The organism is Bowmanella pacifica (genome assembly GCF_014645355.1).
GTDB classification, from domain to species: Bacteria; Pseudomonadota; Gammaproteobacteria; order Enterobacterales; family Alteromonadaceae; genus Bowmanella; species Bowmanella pacifica.
Window position 1 is genome coordinate 97,127 of record NZ_BMLS01000006.1, and the last position, 17,213, is coordinate 114,339.

19 protein-coding genes are annotated in these 17,213 nt (G+C 51.7%); 3 read left to right on the top strand and 16 right to left on the bottom strand.

Annotation, left to right across the window (positions count from 1 at the left end; translation table 11 throughout):
* Positions 1–2: 2 nt before the first annotated feature.
* The 3 genes from IEX02_RS16370 to IEX02_RS16380 are packed head-to-tail and all read right to left on the bottom strand — an operon-like array spanning position 3 to position 1,646.
* Positions 3–617: a LysE family translocator gene (locus IEX02_RS16370; RefSeq protein WP_188697628.1), complete on the bottom strand. Its 615-nt coding sequence runs from the start codon at positions 615–617 to the stop codon at positions 3–5.
* A 21-nt stretch (positions 618–638) separates the two neighbouring features.
* The gene (locus tag IEX02_RS16375) at positions 639–1,082 is read right to left on the bottom strand and encodes a hypothetical protein (RefSeq protein ID WP_188697630.1); all 444 of its coding nucleotides are present in this window, start codon (positions 1,080–1,082) and stop codon (positions 639–641) included.
* A 6-nt stretch (positions 1,083–1,088) separates the two neighbouring features.
* Complete coding sequence (locus IEX02_RS16380; protein ID WP_188697632.1) at positions 1,089–1,646, bottom strand: DUF2058 domain-containing protein; 558 nt, start codon at positions 1,644–1,646, stop codon at positions 1,089–1,091.
* A gap of 143 nt (positions 1,647–1,789) precedes the next feature.
* Between IEX02_RS16380 and IEX02_RS16385 the strand changes: the two genes are divergently transcribed.
* Positions 1,790–2,185 carry a hypothetical protein gene (locus IEX02_RS16385; protein WP_188697635.1) on the top strand — a complete coding sequence of 132 codons (396 nt, stop codon included), beginning with the start codon at positions 1,790–1,792 and terminating at the stop codon, positions 2,183–2,185.
* 39 nt (positions 2,186–2,224) lie between these two features.
* On the opposite strand, the gene IEX02_RS16390 is transcribed toward IEX02_RS16385, so the two are convergent.
* The 5 genes from IEX02_RS16390 to IEX02_RS16410 form a co-directional block, all read right to left on the bottom strand.
* A complete protein-coding gene (locus tag IEX02_RS16390; RefSeq protein ID WP_188697639.1) occupies positions 2,225–3,199 on the bottom strand; it encodes a glycerophosphodiester phosphodiesterase family protein in 975 nt (324 codons plus the stop codon).
* 49 nt (positions 3,200–3,248) lie between these two features.
* Positions 3,249–6,512, bottom strand: a complete 3,264-nt coding sequence (locus tag IEX02_RS16395; RefSeq protein ID WP_188697642.1) for a TonB-dependent receptor — start codon at positions 6,510–6,512, stop codon at positions 3,249–3,251.
* Between the two features lie 119 nt (positions 6,513–6,631).
* A complete protein-coding gene (locus tag IEX02_RS16400) occupies positions 6,632–7,558 on the bottom strand; it encodes a FecR family protein (RefSeq protein ID WP_188697643.1) in 927 nt (308 codons plus the stop codon).
* On the bottom strand, positions 7,555–8,106 hold the full coding sequence (locus IEX02_RS16405; RefSeq protein ID WP_188697646.1) for an RNA polymerase sigma factor: 552 nt from the start codon (positions 8,104–8,106) through the stop codon (positions 7,555–7,557). Before IEX02_RS16405 ends, IEX02_RS16400 begins: the two co-directional genes overlap by 4 nt.
* A gap of 93 nt (positions 8,107–8,199) precedes the next feature.
* Positions 8,200–8,712: a MarR family winged helix-turn-helix transcriptional regulator gene (locus IEX02_RS16410; protein WP_188697651.1), complete on the bottom strand. Its 513-nt coding sequence runs from the start codon at positions 8,710–8,712 to the stop codon at positions 8,200–8,202.
* Positions 8,713–8,825: 113 nt separating this feature from the next.
* On the opposite strand from IEX02_RS16410, the gene IEX02_RS16415 reads away from it, so the two are divergent.
* Entirely contained in the window at positions 8,826–10,052 is a 1,227-nt protein-coding gene (locus IEX02_RS16415) for an MFS transporter (protein WP_188697653.1), read from the top strand.
* A gap of 21 nt (positions 10,053–10,073) precedes the next feature.
* On the opposite strand, the gene IEX02_RS16420 is transcribed toward IEX02_RS16415, so the two are convergent.
* The 5 genes from IEX02_RS16420 to IEX02_RS16440 are packed head-to-tail and all read right to left on the bottom strand — an operon-like array spanning position 10,074 to position 12,545.
* On the bottom strand, positions 10,074–10,682 hold the full coding sequence (locus tag IEX02_RS16420; RefSeq protein ID WP_188697656.1) for an alpha/beta hydrolase: 609 nt from the start codon (positions 10,680–10,682) through the stop codon (positions 10,074–10,076).
* Positions 10,679–10,939 carry a hypothetical protein gene (locus IEX02_RS16425; protein ID WP_188697658.1) on the bottom strand — a complete coding sequence of 87 codons (261 nt, stop codon included), beginning with the start codon at positions 10,937–10,939 and terminating at the stop codon, positions 10,679–10,681. The genes IEX02_RS16420 and IEX02_RS16425 overlap by 4 nt, the downstream gene beginning before the upstream one ends.
* Positions 10,940–10,969: 30 nt before the next feature.
* Positions 10,970–11,455 carry a GNAT family N-acetyltransferase gene (locus tag IEX02_RS16430; RefSeq protein ID WP_188697660.1) on the bottom strand — a complete coding sequence of 162 codons (486 nt, stop codon included), beginning with the start codon at positions 11,453–11,455 and terminating at the stop codon, positions 10,970–10,972.
* Positions 11,452–11,976 (bottom strand): HAD family hydrolase, encoded by a 525-nt coding sequence (locus IEX02_RS16435; protein WP_188697661.1) that lies wholly within the window; start codon positions 11,974–11,976, stop codon positions 11,452–11,454. Before IEX02_RS16435 ends, IEX02_RS16430 begins: the two co-directional genes overlap by 4 nt.
* On the bottom strand, positions 11,973–12,545 hold the full coding sequence (locus IEX02_RS16440; protein ID WP_188697663.1) for a DUF6151 family protein: 573 nt from the start codon (positions 12,543–12,545) through the stop codon (positions 11,973–11,975). The genes IEX02_RS16435 and IEX02_RS16440 overlap by 4 nt, the downstream gene beginning before the upstream one ends.
* Before the next feature lie 131 nt (positions 12,546–12,676).
* On the opposite strand from IEX02_RS16440, the gene IEX02_RS16445 reads away from it, so the two are divergent.
* Positions 12,677–14,839, top strand: coding sequence for a S9 family peptidase (locus IEX02_RS16445; protein WP_188697665.1), 2,163 nt, complete (start codon positions 12,677–12,679; stop codon positions 14,837–14,839).
* A gap of 57 nt (positions 14,840–14,896) precedes the next feature.
* Here IEX02_RS16445 and IEX02_RS16450 read toward each other — a convergent pair whose 3' ends face one another.
* The 3 genes from IEX02_RS16450 to add form a co-directional block, all read right to left on the bottom strand.
* The gene (locus IEX02_RS16450) at positions 14,897–15,379 is read right to left on the bottom strand and encodes a GNAT family N-acetyltransferase (RefSeq protein ID WP_229702260.1); all 483 of its coding nucleotides are present in this window, start codon (positions 15,377–15,379) and stop codon (positions 14,897–14,899) included.
* On the bottom strand, positions 15,369–15,857 hold the full coding sequence (locus IEX02_RS16455) for a MarR family winged helix-turn-helix transcriptional regulator (RefSeq protein ID WP_188697667.1): 489 nt from the start codon (positions 15,855–15,857) through the stop codon (positions 15,369–15,371). The genes IEX02_RS16450 and IEX02_RS16455 overlap by 11 nt, the downstream gene beginning before the upstream one ends.
* Before the next feature lie 199 nt (positions 15,858–16,056).
* Complete coding sequence (add, locus tag IEX02_RS16460; protein ID WP_188697949.1) at positions 16,057–17,055, bottom strand: adenosine deaminase; 999 nt, start codon at positions 17,053–17,055, stop codon at positions 16,057–16,059.
* Between the last annotated feature and the right edge of the window lie 158 nt (positions 17,056–17,213).

The window sequence follows — 17,213 nt, forward strand, 5'->3', positions numbered from 1 at the left end:
ACTCAGCGGCTTGAGGCCGCCAGGCCAAAACCAAACAGCACAAACAGGCTGCCGCTGACACGATTCACTTTCTTCCCCGTGGCCGGGCTTGAGAGCTTGACCCGAGCCCGACTAGCCAACACCGCATACAGACTGTGGATCAACAAAAGGCAGGTACAAAACGTCAGCGTCAGCAGCACAAACTGCCCCGCATAGGGCGCATTAACATCAATAAACTGCGGGAACAGGGTCATAAAAAAGAATATCGCCTTGGGGTTCATCAGGCTGATAGACAGACCCTGCAAATACAAATGATGGCGGCGGGTCTGACGCACCGGCAGATCCGATGGCTGAAAACGAGGCGGGGTGCGCCACATTTTAATGCCCATGTAAATCAGATACGCCGCGCCGACATATTTGAGGATGGTAAAGGCCAACGCCGAGGTTGCCAGGATCACGCCCACACTGGTGGCCGACAGCCCGGATACCAGCAAAATACCGCTGGCCACCCCAAGTATGCCCCACAAGGCTTTTCTGCCACCGTGTTTCAAGCTGTTGCTTAAGGTCAGCAATACTGCCGGGCCTGGTGTGGCGATGGCCGCGCAGGCCACCAGAATAAAAATCAGATAACTGTCCATACGTCCTACCAGTTATACGGGTTATGTAATGACCTCTACACCGGGCAACTGTTCGCTCAGCATCCGGCGTAGTTGTGGCAAATATTCACCATCAAACAGCACTTGTGGCACCTTGGCATGGCGCTGATTAAAAGGTAACTGGAACAGTCCTTTTCCTTCAACCTCATCCAGTACCAAGCGTTTAATCTTAGCGCGAGAAAACACCTCATCTCCCAGGTACAGATTGTCAGCGTCAAAACGCAGCACCTCAAAAGGATTGGCAACCACCAAGCCGTTTTCCAGTCCGTTATACTGTTGTCTTGACCATTGCCAGGGCAATACCGCTAACTGAACCACAAAGAGTGCATGCCACCACTGCCATTGCCGACCAGTCAGACCAATAAGGCTGATAGCAGCAAGTGGCAGGCTGAGCGACAACACGACGCGCTTTTGCTTTGCACTAAAGCTACTCCATTTAGCGCGCATTTGGCTTTACCACATCAGATCGTCTGGGATCTCGTACTCAGCGTACCAATCGTCTTCTTCGCTCTTATCGACCTGTTCAGCTTCGGCCTGCTTATCGGCACGGTGCAACACCAACTCATCATTGCGCTGAGCTATCTTATCCGCCACCGGAGTGGGCACGATTTCATAGCTGTCACCGAGCTTAACAATGGCCAATTTACCCTGAGTGACGCGCTTGTGGGTCAGCTTGTCTACATACAAGGTTTTGATCTTGCTGCCATCGGTGAAATTGCAGGCCACATCACCGTTATTTTTGGGCTGACGATTAACTTCAATCAGTTGCTTGATTTGCGCGGCAATGGCTTTTTTATCCGCTTCCAGTTTACGCTGTTCATTCAGCTCTTTGTCTTTGGCTATTTTGGCCTGACGCGCCTGTTCTGCGGCTACTTTGTCTTCGTTTACCACATCCACTTTGTGTTTTTTCTGAGCCTTAGTCTGCTTGCGTTTTTCCGCATTCACTTTCTGGGCCTTTTGTTTATCTGCCAGACCCGCTTTTAGCAGTTGTTCCTGAAGGGAGAGCGCCATGGTTTTTCCCGTCCGCAATGAAAAATCAGGGCGACAGTTTACCTTGCAATCTGGCCGCTGTCCCGCCTGCATCGCAGCCCGTTTGCATCTGCATCAGACTAAGGTAGGCTGTGTGTAGCCAATAACGAAAATCAAGGAAGTCCATGCAAGCGCAATCCTCACAGCAAACCTTATGGCTGGCTTTGCATCAGCAAGTTGAAGCCTACGAAGGCCGGGCGTTGATGATCAAGTTAAGTGCCTTAGCCCTGAGCACCCTGGCCATGTTGTACCATCAAACTTGGGTGGCGATGGCCATTTTACCTTTGCTGTGGTTACTGGACGGCATTTATAAAACCTTTCAGGGCCGATTGGAAAAAACACTGCTGAACATCGAACAAGATGATGGCAATGGGGCGCCGCGCCTTTACTCAAACTGGCAACAACAGCGGCCTTCTGCCTTAGGCCTGATAGGCGAATATCTGCGCGCTGCACTCAGACCTACTGTTGCCTTTCCCTATCCCCTGCTGATAGCCGCGGCTTTGATTCAATACCTGTACTAAGAATAAGAACGGCCGGTTAAACGCCGGCCGCCTTGCACCTTACTGGGCGGATAATGCCGCGCGATAGCGCAATACATCATCCACTTGATCGCTGATGATCCCTTGTACTTTCACTTTATTCAGCAACACCTGATACAACCCCTCTGCTTGGTGGATACCTTTAGGGAGTTTATCCAGTCTCACCGTGTAAGCGTTCAATGTTAAGCCTGCGTCATGGATGTCCTTCGCCAGCTTAGTAGCCCCTTGGTCGTCCAGCAACATACCAATTTGTACCCCAACCCCGCTGGCAAAACCGGCGATAGCTTTAAGTCCGGCCGGTGTAGTCCAGAGGTGATCAAAATCACTGCCACTGGGATCCCATTTATTGCGCCCCAGTAAGACATTTAACGGCAAAGGGGTTTGCCGGCGAAACTGCTGGATATATTCCACATCAAAAGACTGCAGTACCACAGGCAATGGACGCTGTTGATAAGGCGCTAAAGCCGCCAGTACCGCCTCCCCCATATCCAGCCCCTGGCTTTGATACCAGCCTGGCTTTTTCAGCTCAATTAACCAGCCGGTCGCCCGGTTTTGCAGCCGATTAAGCTCATTTAGCAAGGCCAGCGCCTCATCCAGAGTCACTAACTCAAACGACAAGGGCGCGCCAAAGCGAGTGGGATAAACCAAAGCGCCGTCAGTGGGCTTTCTGCGCTCATAAAATCGCAAACTACGCAGCTCTGCCAGGGTAAAATCCTTTACCCAGAATTTACCGTCTGCGGCGCGCTTTTGGCCGAAACGTTCGGCCACATCCGATACCTCATCCAGAGTGAGATCGTGCAACACTACCGGCACCCCATCGGCCGACATATTGATGTCAAACTCAATCATGTCGGCGCCCAGGGCATGGGCGAACACCAGGGAAGAGCGGCTGTGTTCAGGTAGGTAGCCTGGCGCGCCACGATGGGCAATGGCCAGCGGTGCAGCGGCCTGCGCCGCTTCACAAAGTAACAAGCAAAGGGCAATGACATAACGCATTGGCTGATTCCTTAAAAACTGAAAAGGCGGCCGAAGCCGCCTGTTTGGATTAGAAGCTATGACTAAATTGCACGTAGTAATAACGACCGATGGGGCTGTGTACCGCACCGAAGTGACCGTAAGCCTCATCGGCCAGCGGCGCCTCACGGTCAAACAGGTTCTTCACTCCCATCGATAAAGTGCTACCTTCGTAGCCAAACTCACGCAGCCTGACACTGGAGAACAGATTGACCCGGTACCAGTCTTCAATTTTCCAGTAGCGAATGTCGTCACCTTGGGTAATAGACGCGCTGGTTTCGTCAAAGGAAGATACGTACTCAAAGGTAGCCCCGGCACGCCAGTTACCCTGCTTCCATTTCAAAGTGGAATTCACCTTCCACTGCGGTTTGCCGTTTAATCCCGCCAGCTCCCCCAGATTGTTAACCGGCAAGCCCATATCAAACAGCTGATTGGCTTCTTTTCCAGGAAGCTGTTCAAAACTGATCAGACGCGCTGCATTGAGGCTATAACCGAAGTTACCTATGGCCGTTTGCCAATCGTAATTCAGCGCCATATCCACCCCGCTAATCGTACGGGTATCCAGGTTCTGATAGGGGTCATACACACGGATTATCGCGCCGGCCGGTTCGATAGATGTACCTGCATAAAGCGCCAGTAGCTCCTCGCTGGGCGCTTCGCGTTGCACATTGGGGTTAGTACTTCCCTGCTGGCGATAGAACAGATCCAGCGCCACCTGATTGCTGCCACTCAGTACCCCGACTACCCCCTCTTGCTTGATCTTCCAGTAATCGGCAGTCACCACTAAACCATCCAGCGGCGTAAAGACCAAACCGTAGCTGACGCTGGTGGAGTCTTCCGGTTCCAAGTCAGAGGCGGTACGTACATTTTCAGTGCTGTTGCCCTTACAGTTGGAGAAATCCCCCTGAATAATGCCTTTTTCCAGTTCAGCGGCACATTTCACATAGTCGATGGTGCTGTTCATACGGGCTACACCAGAGTCATTCACCTGCACTAGGTTTGGCGCACGGAAGCCTTCTGACCAGGCACCACGTACCATCAGACTGTCATTCAGCGCCCAGGATGCTGCAACCCTGGGAGTCAGCGCACTGCCAACATCGGATAGGTTTTCGTAGCGTGCTGCTAACTGTAGCTGCACATCTTGCACCAGTGGGATCTGCATACTGGGCGACACCAGCGGTAAATGCATTTCCACAAAGGCTGACCACACATCGCGATCACCCGAAGTATCATTGGTGGGGCTGTTGCCCAGTGAGTCACTTTGCGAATATTCGCCGGTGATTGCATCAATAAAAGGAGTGGTGCCATCCAGGCTGTCGTCTCTATCATCCTTAAAGGCTTCGCGGCGCCACTCTGCGCCAGTAGCGAAGCCCACCGGACCGGCCGGCAGCGAATAAAGTTGATTGTTTGACAAACGGAAGTCAGCCAGTGCCAGGCTGGTAGTGCCTTTTTTACGCACATCGGCCTGAATACTCCTGATCACATGCTCTGGGTTAGGGGTCAAATCGCTCACCGACACCCCTTCACCATTGCCTGCACCATTAAAGGGGTTGTAGGCATCTTCAGTATCCAGTGATAAGGCTTGCTGGAACTTGGTGCTGGATACGCCGTTTTTAGTCACATCATCGCTAACCGCGCGTGAGTATAGAATCGCCGAGTCGTAATCCCAGTTATCCCAACTTCCACGGGTGCCAAGCAAAGCACGGTACGTGAGGTTTTTTACAATACCACGGCGTTGACCGGCATCCAGAATGCGATAATCACGCAAGATAAGGTCCAAGCCTTCATCAGGTAACTGAACCCCGTCAATACGATTCGGATTCAGGCGGCCATCGGCAAAGTATTTAGGGCCAAAGGGGTTCCAGTAGTTATGCGCCGGGATCACCATACGCGCGGTGCTCAGTACCCGCGACGACTCACTGAGGCGGTCGGTCTTACCGTAATACACCCCAAGTTCGCCAAAGAGTTCCTGTGTGTTGCTCAGATCATAGCTGAACACAGAAAACAGATTGGCCCGTTCACGGTCGGAGTATAGCTGGCGGTTGGCGTCGATATCGTAGTAAAGGTTGCGATCGTCAGTGGCAGACAGAAAACCATCGTCTACACACAGGCCATCCCCCAGCGCCAGTAAACAGCCCTTGTTGCCAATAGGCTGCACATGAAACCGCCCGGATGAGTTGGTGATGGCAGTGCCGTCGTCCAACAGGATCTTACCGGGCTTGAGCATATCAAAGTACGCAAAGCCACCGATGGATGAACGGTTATCAAAAGAGGTGTTGCCCTCAAAATCTGTACCTTGTAACAATGGCTCACGGTTAGATGAGGCGCCCTGCGGCAGGTTGGTGGCCGGTACGGCGTTGCGGTGATCGTAATCAGCAAAGACCGAGAAATGGCCACGCCCTTGGCTAAAATCGCTCCCGGCATTGATGCGGAAGGTTTTATCACGACGCTCCAGATCCGGCGCCTCGCCATAACGTGCGGTGACTTTTACCCCATCAAAATCATCCACCATCAGCGTGTTCACTACCCCGGCTACGGCATCGGCACCATAAAGCGCCGAGGCCCCATCGCGCATCACCTCAATGCCTTGTACACCACCGGTGGGAATAGCGTTCATATTAGGGGTGACAGCGGGAACCAGGTTTTCGGTTTGAAAGCCCGGATGCATCACCATACGACGACCATTAATCAGCATCAGGGTATTGCCGGTACCCACCGAGCGTAGGTTCAATGAGGCGACATCACCTCTGGCGGTATTGACGCCGCCGGCCGTGGCCGACTCATTAAAATTCACATCACCGTTTTGCGGCAGCATACGCAGCAGATCCAAGCCATCCTGCACCCCGGCAATGTCCAATTCATCGCGCCCCACCAAAGTAACAGGTAAGGTATCTGACATACGCGCGCCCTTAATGTGCGACCCCAGGGCTACCACTTCTTCCATGCTCTCGCTTTGCCCTTGCATGCGCGATGGTGTGCGGGTGGTTTCGACCGGCTTTTGCATAATCACTATGGCGCCATTCTTATCTTCCACGGCCTGCAGTGAGGTATGGGCCAAGGCAGTTTGCAGCGCCGACAGCACCGAGCTTTGACCACGCACCGCCTTTACCTGAGTTTGTTTGGCCAGCTCAGAGGGGGCAATGATCACTAAATCGTGTTGCTGAGACAGCATCGCAATAGCCGAGCCTAAGCTTTGAGCCTCAAAGCTGATTGCCATTGTGGATTGCTGAGCCTGTGAAGCCGTGCTGAGCGCAAGGCTGACAGCCAGCAAGGCAGGTTTGATACGAAAGCGCATAGTTTCCCCTGTAAGGTTAGTTATTCGGCCGCAATCTGCGCGGCGTTCATGGGGATGACGATTAACGGACTGAGGTTTTCCAGCTCAGGCCCAAGTTTCATAAAAGTTTCATAAAAGTTTCATATACTCAGCCAAATCACACCCTGGGGATCTTGGTGCCAGTGAATGTTGTGGCTTAATTGCAGGGCGTCGAGCATCTGCTCTAGTTGATCCAGTCGAAAGGCGGCCGTTAAGCGTTGTGTGGCCAATGAGGGGTGGCTGAGTTTAAGGTTCACCTTGCCATAGCGATTGATCACACTGATCACATCCTGCAAGGTACTGTCTTCAAAGTTAAAACGATGCTGACGCCAGTTGGCAAACTGACCGGCCCCCAGCGCCGTGACAGCCGATATTCCCTGCGGTGCCAGCACCACGGCCTGATTATCCGTTAATAACTGTGTTTGATTATTCTGACTGACTTCTACCCGACCGTGAGCCACACTGACCTGAACCCGCTCACCGGTTTGCTGTACATCAAACAAGGTGCCTAATACCCGTATCTGATTATGTCTGACTGCCACCACAAAAGGCCGCTGGGGATCCGGGGCAACATCAAACACCCCATCGCCTTTTTTCAAAACCACCTGCCTGGCGTGTTTTGACAAACTGACCTCAGCCATACTGTCTCCCCCCAGGGTCAGGCTTGAGCCATCCTCCAGCCTGAAAGTCTGGATTTGTCCCCGGGCAGTACTGAACATTTGTTTTTCGGGTGGCGTGGGCACAAAAGGCAGCAGTAGTGCCAGCAGCGCCACACAAGCCGCCAGCCACCATAGGGCCTGGCGTCGCTTCGGCGTTGACGTGGGAAGGGTGGCAACCTGCTCTGCCACGGTTTCGGTATAGGTGCTTTGCCGCCAGAGTAACTCGGCATCGCGATAGCTTTGCTGATGACGGCTATCCTGTTGCAACCAAGCTTTAAATTGTTGCCATTGCTGCGCGCTGGCTTGACCCGAATGCAGTACGACTAACCAATGCCGCGCCTGTTGCTGTATGTCATTGTGGATTTTCACAAATACTCTCTTTGCTGCACCATAGATTGCTGCTGGCCGTCTTCCCAGGCTTGCAACATGGTCTGGATCGCCGTGTGCGCACGCTCAATGTTACGACTGATATCTCCCAGGGAATAACCGGTTCGGGCGGCAATTTGCTGATAAGTTTCCCCCCGCAGGCGGCTGGCCACAATCAGCTCTTGCTGTTTGGCCGGCAGGCTGGCGACCGCCCGTTCCACCATTTGCATTCTTTCGCCTTCCAATAAGCAGGACTCCGCCGAACTCTCATTAAGCGGCAGCATCCCTACTTCGGCAAAAATATCGTCGATAAGCTGCTCCTGGCGGGATTGAACCCGGTGAGCATCGATGATCAGGTTGCGGGCAATGGTGTACACAAAGGCTTTGGGGTTATCCGGTGGCTGAGCGAGCTCAGCCTCGGCGTAGCGCATAAAGGCTTGTTGGGCGATATCTTCTGGATCGGGGGGACCGTTGCCGAATTTGGCACGAAGCAAACTACATAGCTCCTGCCAATAACTTCGATAGAATTTAGTTAAAAATGCCTGCTTCATCCCGACTAATCGCAACACCCCGGCCTGGGCGTCGCATCATAGACGCAGACGATGACAATTTTGTTACAGCATGCTCACATACCGAACGCCAAGTTAGTCCTGTATACCGGCCAGCCACTGTTTCAACGCACCTGCCAGCAGCTCTCGGCTGCTGGTATCCATATTATTCAGCAAACTTCTTAACGTTTGCATATGCAAGGGAAAGACAGCCTCAATGACCTGCTTACCTTTATCGGTTAGCTGCACTTTGACACTGCGTCTGTCTTCCTGGCTGTGTGCTCTGGCAATCAGCCCTTTTTGCTCCAGCTTATCCAATCTGTTCGTCATGGCGCCTGAGCTTAGCAACATAGATTGGTGCAACTGCGACGGCGTCAGGCAATGGGGGGCGCCGGTACGACGTAAGGTAGCCAGCACGTCAAACTCGCCGTACTTGAGATCAAAAGCCTCATGACAACGGCCCACTTCCACTTCAATGGTTTTCATCAAACGGAACATACGGCCAATGATCTTCATCGGCAGCAGGTCCCCCTCTATGCCTTCGCTTTGCCACTGGCGGGCGAATTCATCCAGATCATCACTCTGCGTGGACACATCGATTGTGGACATCAGACAGACACTCAAGCACTTATCTTCATATAAAGATACTTTACCTAGAGAGGCTAACTCAGTAAACTTCTTTTATCTTCACATAAAGATACTTCAGCTTGAGATAAAACGTCATGACGCAGAGTAGTAAAGCCCCCACATTCCAAGCCGCACCGCCGGCACTACTTTTTATTACCTTGCTGCTTATCGCCCTGAATTTACGCCCGGTGCTGGCCTCTATCGGACCGTTGCTGGATGCCATGAAGCAAGAGCTAACCATTAGCTATGCCACAGCCTCCATGCTCACCACCCTACCGGTAGCCGCGATGGGTGCGGCGTGCTTCTTTGGTTTTGCCATCGCCTCTCGTTTTGGTATGCGCCCGACCATCAGTTTCTCGCTGGTTACCCTGGCCCTGGCCACGGGGTTGCGCTTTTTTGTGGATTCATCATTCAGCCTGATTTTATCTGCCCTGGCGGCAGGTTTAGGCATTGCCCTGATTCAATGTCTGGTACCCGCCATAATCAAGGCGAATTATCCGGCCCGCATTGCCGCCATGATGGGATTTTATATTACTGCCATTATGGCGGGGGCCAGTCTGGGATCTGCTGTTTCTCCCTGGTTTGCCAGTTTCAGTGCCTGGCGCGGTGGCCTTGGTCACTGGGTTTGGCTGGCCGTGGCTGCACTGGTACTGTGGAGCTTGTTCAGCCATCGCTGGCACTTGCCTACCCAATCTGCTGCGGGCGGTGCGACAACCCGTTTCTGGCAACACAGTCGGGCCTGGCAACTAGCTATGATGTTTGGTTTGGGCACGGCAGCGTTTGTCTGTGTACTGGCCTGGCTTGCCCCCTACGCTATGGAAAACGGCATGAGCGCGCAGCAAGCAGGGCTGCTGATGGGTTATCTGACCCTGATGGAAGTGCTGGCCGGCCTGCTCTTTCCGGCATGGGCCAGTCGTCGTAACGACCGCCGTATCGTACTGATTACCTTATGTTTATTTCAGGCTGCCGGCTTCTTTGGCTTAATGCTGGCTCCCCACATCAGTCTGTGGTTCTGGGCCACGCTGTTAGGCTTAGGCGTGGGCGGCATGTTTCCTATGGTGATGATAGTCACTATGGATCACCAGGAAGACCCGGTGATGGCTGGTAAGTTGGCCGCCTTTGTACAGGGCATCGGTTATCTGGTGGCCAGTATTGCGCCTTGGGTTGCCGGTATAATCCGTGATAAGTTAGCCAGCTTTGATATGGCCTGGTTGATGCTGGCTGTGGGAGCTTTTGTGTTATTGCTGCTGTCTTTGAGTCTGACGCCCAGCAGTTATGCCCGAGCCTTTAAGGTCAATTTGCAACCCTGCCCACAAGTCTGAAAACCGGTTAACTGAACTGCCTTAAGGAATGGATGGCGGCTGAGCAAATAACCAGTCCAAAGCGCTGGTCACCACAGTGGGAAACGCCACCTCATGGTCAGCATTTGGGACTATCATCAGCTTTACATCCAAATGTTCAAATCGCCAGGGGGCTAACTGGCTTTTCAGGCTGATGGCGTCGCCGACCAGATCGTGGGTGATATTACTGCCCAGTGGCGTTTCCTTTTCCCCAACGCCAATAAAAACTTTGGCGCTGGGATTTTGTTGATTATCGGCCCAGGCTGATACCTGGCCAAGCAAGGCTTTGTTGTCATACCACAGCGATGGACTGCCCAGTACATAGTGCTCAAACAAAGTCGGTCGATTCAGTAAGATGTACAGACCAAACAATCCGCCGAGGGAGTTACCCACAAAAGTGCGTTTTTTGGCTGTGGTTCTGAACCTGGCTTCCACGAACGGGATCACGCGGTTTGCCAGAAAGTGAAGATGACGCTCGGCGCCACCGGTTTCCAGCGTCCAATCCAGCGCTTTGGTCGGCGTGTAATCCCGCACTCGACTGGCAGTGCCGCTCATACCCTGCTGCCAACTGATTGCCACCAGGATCGCTCGCTCCATCTGCTTGCTGTTCATTGGAAAATGCGTGGCACCCACCACCAGCGCAAGCTGTAGGATGCATCCAGCATATAGATCACCGGATAGCGTTGGCTGAACTGCCCAGGCTGGTAATAATTGTCTGGTAGCTTGATAGCTATATCGTATTGACGGCCGCCGTCATCTAAGGTGTTAACCTCGGTATTGGGTATGCGGTACTCGCTGGCCTGCCCTGACGTTCCCAGCAGCCATACTGCGACAAGCAACACCAACCTGTATTTGATACTGTGCGTCACCATCCTGTCCTTATTATTTTTCGAGCAGGCTTAACTCACCCTGGCCATCATATAGGCATCAACGTATTGGCCCTGGCGAAAGGCGTAGTGCTGCATGGTTCCCTCAATCTCAAATTCAAAGGCTTGGTACAAACCGATGGCAGCATGGTTATCGGTGTATACTTCCAACTCTAAACGGCTAATGGCAAGCCAATCATTGGCCAGAGCCAAGGCGGCGCGCATCAGTTCTTTGCCTATGCCTTGCCCCTGACATGACTCACACACCGCCATGCCCAATCTGGCTACATGACGACGCCTGGGATTGTCACATTGGCTTAAGAATAATTGCCCAACCACCTTTTGGTCTTTTTCCGCCACCAAACTATAGGTGTTATCCGGCAACTGGTTTAAGCGCCCCTGCCAATAATCTTCGCTGCGAAAAGGCAGCTGCAATGTGCCACTGTAGCAGCCCGGTTGCTGGTATATAGCCTGAATGGCGGCAAAGTCATCTCTTTTACTGTGTCTTACCCTGATCATCTTGTTCCCTTATGACTGTTCAAACCGGATAATAACCAAGAAGTCAGGCTTGAAAAACTATTAACCTGTTGAATATCTAAATGATTCCCTTCCTCTTTTAGGTTCAGCCAGCAAGCATCCAGGCCGGCATCCAGTGCCCCTGCCACGTCTTTTTGCAGGTTGTCGCCGACCATCAGGATCTGCTTTGACGGGCAGTGTAATGTCTCAACTATCTGCTGAAAATACGCTCTGGCGGGCTTCTCTACCTGCAATTGTCTGTAACAAAAAATCTGCTGCAGATAATTATCCAGCCCCACTCGTGCTAACGCCCGACGGATGTCTTGTGCATCCGAATCTCTGGCATTGGTGGCCAGATGACAAACAGAGTGCGCCGATAATAGGTGTAATGCCTGTACGGCCCCCGGCATCGCCTCAACCTTTGGCCAATCGGCCATTGGGCCTGTTTGACCAGGAAGGTCGCGCATCAGGGTGTCACCCCAGTCAAACAAAATATGCCGATATTGAATAGGCGTGGTTGTCATGGCTTTACTACTTTAGGTTCAATCACAGGCTTGCCATCAGGGTCAAACAGCGGATTGGGCTGCCCCTTGCCGGTTAGTTTGGCGATTAACAACCTAAGGAAAATTCGCATCAACAATCGCCACGGCGTACCTCTGCCTTCTTTGCCTGCTGGCGGTGTCAAAAGTGCATAACGGCCATGCACATAACCGCGCACCGGCCCCAGTTGTTGACCCAGATCCTGCTCTGAGCGGATAAAACTATGAATCACTCCCACGAGAGGTAAAGCGCCAGACACCGTATTACCAATAGGCGTATTGCAACATCCGCAATACCAGCGGATGAGGCCCTTATCACTAAGCTTTAGGCTGCGTATCTGTGCTTCACCCTCGTTGATTTGTAACTGACAAGGTGCAATCTGGTAGATCTCGGTGCCACCGTAAGCGTCTAACACATCTTCCCTGCTAAGCTGTCGGGCAAAGGCCTGGCAGTCATCGCAATAACAAACCAAACGGGTACCACCTTGTGGACCAACATTCAGCATACGCCCTTTGACCTGACCACATCGGCAGCTTAATTCCATGTTTTGCATGCACTTTCCTCTTCAGCAAGCCCTTGAATATTATGGAGGTACAAATACCCGGCAGATGATTCGCAGCATATCGCATTAAAGCAAATGCACAGGTATATTACCCCCCCTTTTACTTCTGTCAGGGATAGAAAATGAAAAAAAAAATACCCTATTGCATTTCACTGTTAACCGCCGCCTTATTGGTAGCTTGTAACCCGGCTCAGCCTCCTGCTTCCAATCAAAACACTGAACAAGCCCGCGCCCTGATTCAGGCCCCAGTGGCAGAAAAGATATCCCATGAGATGACCATTCATGGTGATACACGCATTGATAATTACTACTGGATGCGTGACGACAAACGAGAAGATCCCAAAGTACTCGCCCACCTGGAAGCCGAAAACCAATACGCAGATACCCTGCTGGCTGATACTAAGCCTCTTCAGGCCCAGTTATTTGAAGAAATGAAAGACCGAATTAAGAAAGACGACGATTCGGTTCCCACCCGCTCAGGTAACTACTATTACGCCTCGGAAATGCGTGGTGATAATGAGTATCCGGTGTATGTACGTAGCAGCGATTTTGCCGGTAGCGACAAACAAGAGCTACTGGATGCCAATAAGCTGGCCGAAGGACACGATTACTACAATCTGGGCGGATTAAGTGCTAGTCCCAACGATCAGCTTTTAGCCTACGCCGAAGACACCCTGAGCCGCCGCATTTACACCATTAAATTCAAAGATCTACAAAATGGTGAACTGCTTAGCGACGAACTGCAAGGCACCTCAGGAACAACCTTATGGGCCAACGACAATAAGACGGTGTATTACATTAAGAAAGACCCGCAAACCCTATTGGGCTATCAGGTATTCCGTCACACGCTGGGAACGCCCCAAGCACAGGACGAACTGGTTTATGAGGAAACGGATAACACCTTCTACACCGGCATTAGCAAAAGCAAAGACGACAGTCTGATTTATATCCATCATTCGGCCACTGAAACCTCTGGTGTATCACTTATTGACGCCAATATCCCTGATGCCAAGCCGATTGCCTTTGTACCCCGCGAAACCGGTTTAGAATATGAAGTTGCCAAGCTCGGCGACACTTTCTATGTACTGACCAACCTGGATGCTATTAACTTTCGTTTAATGAAAGTGGCTGCCGACCAATTGGGCGATAAAAGCAAATGGCAAAACGTGATTGCCCATCGTCCGGATGTGCAGTTACAAGGCTTTGAACTGTTTAATGACCACCTGGTGTACCAGCAACGTCAAAACGGCCAGTCTGAGATCTTTGTGCAAAAACTGGCGGGCGGCCCTGCTCACAAGCTGAGTTTTAATGACAACGCCTATATGGCCCGCATGTACGGTAATAATGAGCTGGATAACCCGTCATTGCGGGTGTATTACACCAGCATGACCACGCCTGGCACTCACTACGAGGTGGATTTGAACAGTTTTGCCTTAGCCACGTTAAAACAGCAGCCGGTACTGGGCGACTTTGACAGCAATGACTACGCCTCTGAGCGTTTATTTGTTGACGCCCGCGATGGTGCCCAGATACCAGTCACTCTGGTTTACCGTAAAGACAAGTTCAAAAAAAATGGCACTAACCCACTCTATCAATATGGCTACGGTTCCTATGGTGCGACGATGGAGCCAGGCTTCTCCAGCAACCGGCTGAGCCTGCTGAACCGCGGGGTGGTGTTCGCCATTGCCCATATCCGAGGCTCACAAATGTTAGGGCGTCCCTGGTATGAAGACGGCAAAAAGCTCACCAAGAAAAACACCTTCAATGACTTTATTGATGTGACCAAAGCGCTGGTCGCCCAAGGTTACGGTCATAAAGACAAAGTAGTGGCTGCCGGTGGCAGCGCCGGAGGTTTGTTAATGGGTGCGGTGATAAACCAGGCGCCAGAGCTCTACTTAGGAGTTGCAGCTCACGTGCCTTTTGTCGATGTCGTCACCACTATGCTGGATGACAGCATTCCACTGACCACCAATGAATATGATGAGTGGGGTAATCCCAACGACAAGGCATACTATGACTATATGCTGTCTTACTCGCCCTATGATCAGGTAAAAGCCCAGGCCTATCCTAATCTGCTGGTAACCACCGGCTTGCACGACTCACAGGTTCAATATTTTGAGCCTGCCAAATGGGTGGCCAAGCTTCGTGAGATGAAAACCGACAGTAATATGCTGATATTCAAAACCGATATGGAAGCCGGCCACGGCGGCGCCTCAGGACGCTTCAAGCGCCTGCATGACACCGCCCTGGAATACGCTTTCTTCCTGAATTTGCTGGATAAGTAACTACAAGCTCTTTTGCCGCTCAGCTAATTTATGGTTGAGCGGCAATCAGCTTAATATCTAAATCCCCTGATAGCGCATCGCCACATCACAACGTTCATAGGCTGCGCCGAAACGTTGCATAATCTCTTCACTATGGGCAAAGCCATTCTTTTCATACAAGTGAATCGCGGCCTGACACTTTTTATTGGTCAGCAGAAACAAACAGGACATCTTCATTTGCTTGGCCTGGGCAATAACATATTGCAGTAGCGGCTCACCAACCTTCAACCCGCGAGCGGTGGCTGTCACCCCCATCTTGGTAAGCTCATACACCCCCTCTTCTTTTTTAAGTAAGGCACAAGTGCCAACCACTCCTAACTGTGGATGGCGAGCAAACCAAATTTTGCCGCCTGGCTTAATGACATAGTGGTAAGGGTCGGTCAGCATAGCGGTATCGGCCGCTTCCATACTGAACATATCCTCAATCCATTGCTGGTTAATAGTCAGAAAATACTCAGCCAGTTCGTCGCTATAAGGTAGAAACTCAATGTCAGTTGGCATCTTTTCGCTCCATTACCCGTTGATACAAGGATTGTTTCTGCATGGCCTGTTCCAGCGTTTGCAGCGCCTGATAGAAGTTATTCTCAAAATCGGTACAAAGAGATTTCGCCGCAGCGTCCACATCCCGCCACATGGGCTGCATATACTCAACCTGCGCCAGTCCCTGTTCGGTGAGACTGATGACCTTACGTCTGGAGTCCTGCTCACAATTGGTCAGTACAACATAACCTTGTGCGGTAAGCTGTCGGCAAAACTGGCTAATAGCCGGTTGGCTGAGTCCCAGCGCATTGGCTGCATCCACCACACTCACCGGCCCCTGGCGGTAAATCAGCGCCAGCAGGGTAAACCAACGCGGCTGCGCTTCTACTCCATAGGCTTTATACACAGCCGCCGCATCGGCCAACATACGTTCACTTAAACGCTTTAGCCGGCTACCTAGTGCCAACTCGGCCAGATCATCTAAAAAGTCTTGTTGCATTGATATCTCCCAAACAATATAAACATTTATATAATCACTTATACTTATTGACAAGAAAAATATCTCAGCTTGAGTATGGCGGACATGTAGCAAGTTAAAGCCCCTACTCAGAATTCAGGGCAAGACAGGACGATACTCAATTAGAAAGGAGGCCCGAAATGAGCAGCTATTGCTGCCCAACCTGGCGTTCTAGAATCAATCACCCCGCTTTGCGGGCAAACAACGCGCGCTTATCTTCGGCAGATAAAAACGCCGCCTGTACACCATTACGCTGCACTTGTTCTAACTGCTCACCACTCAAGCCGATAATCTCTCTGGCCACTCGGTATTCATTCTCCAGATTGATATTGGAGACGGCCGGGTCGTCGGTGTTGAGGGTGACGCAAATCCCTCTGTCAAGAAACACCGGAATGGGCGAGTCTTTAATCGCCTTGATGGTGGCGGTTTGATAATTGGAGGTCGGGCAGGACTCCACAGCAATGTTGTTGTTGGCCATATAATCCATCAAACGCTCATCCTGCGTCGCCGCCACGCCATGACCAATGCGGCTTGCGCCTAACTGCTCAATGGCATTCCAGATACTTTGCGGGCCATCGGCCTCCCCCGCATGCACCGTGATCTGCCAGCCAGCATCCCGTCCCAGGTGGAAGTGCTCCAGAAATAGCGCGGCAGGAAAGCCCAGTTCGTCACCAGCCAGATCCAAGGCGCAAATCTTATCCTTATGAGCCAGCAACGCCTGCAACTCAGCCATACAGGTTGGTGCGCCGAATGTACGGCTTAAAATGCCAATCAGGTTAGCCTTGATACCAAATTTTTCGCTACCGGCACGCACGCCGTCAATTACCGCTTCCACTACCTCAGCCATAGGCAAATTGTGATTCATCGCCATGTAATGAGGTGAAAAACGTAGCTCCACATAATCCAGCCCGGACTCGTGGGCATCTTCCATATTTTCCATAGCCACCCGATAGCAGGCATCCAGGTCGGCTAGTACCGATACGCCGTAATCGAGTTTTTCTAAAAAGGCCAGCAGATCGCTGGTTTGATCCTGGATTTGCGTCAGTGGCACCAAGGCTTCAAAGCTGTTTACCGGTAACTTTATCTGATGCTGCTGCGCCAGATCCCAAATAGTGCGGGGACGGATATTACCGTCCAAGTGACGGTGTAAATCAACTAAGGGCAGATGGGGGTTTATTATCATTAGCGTTTCCCGTGAACATAAGCAATGCCAGTAGTATAAACGTCATTACGCCGGATAACCCCATACCGGGGTGCTGTTTGCTTAAATCATAAACTGCGCACCATACAAAAAACCCCGTATAATACTGCCTTTGAAACTGCCAGCTGGCACAGCCT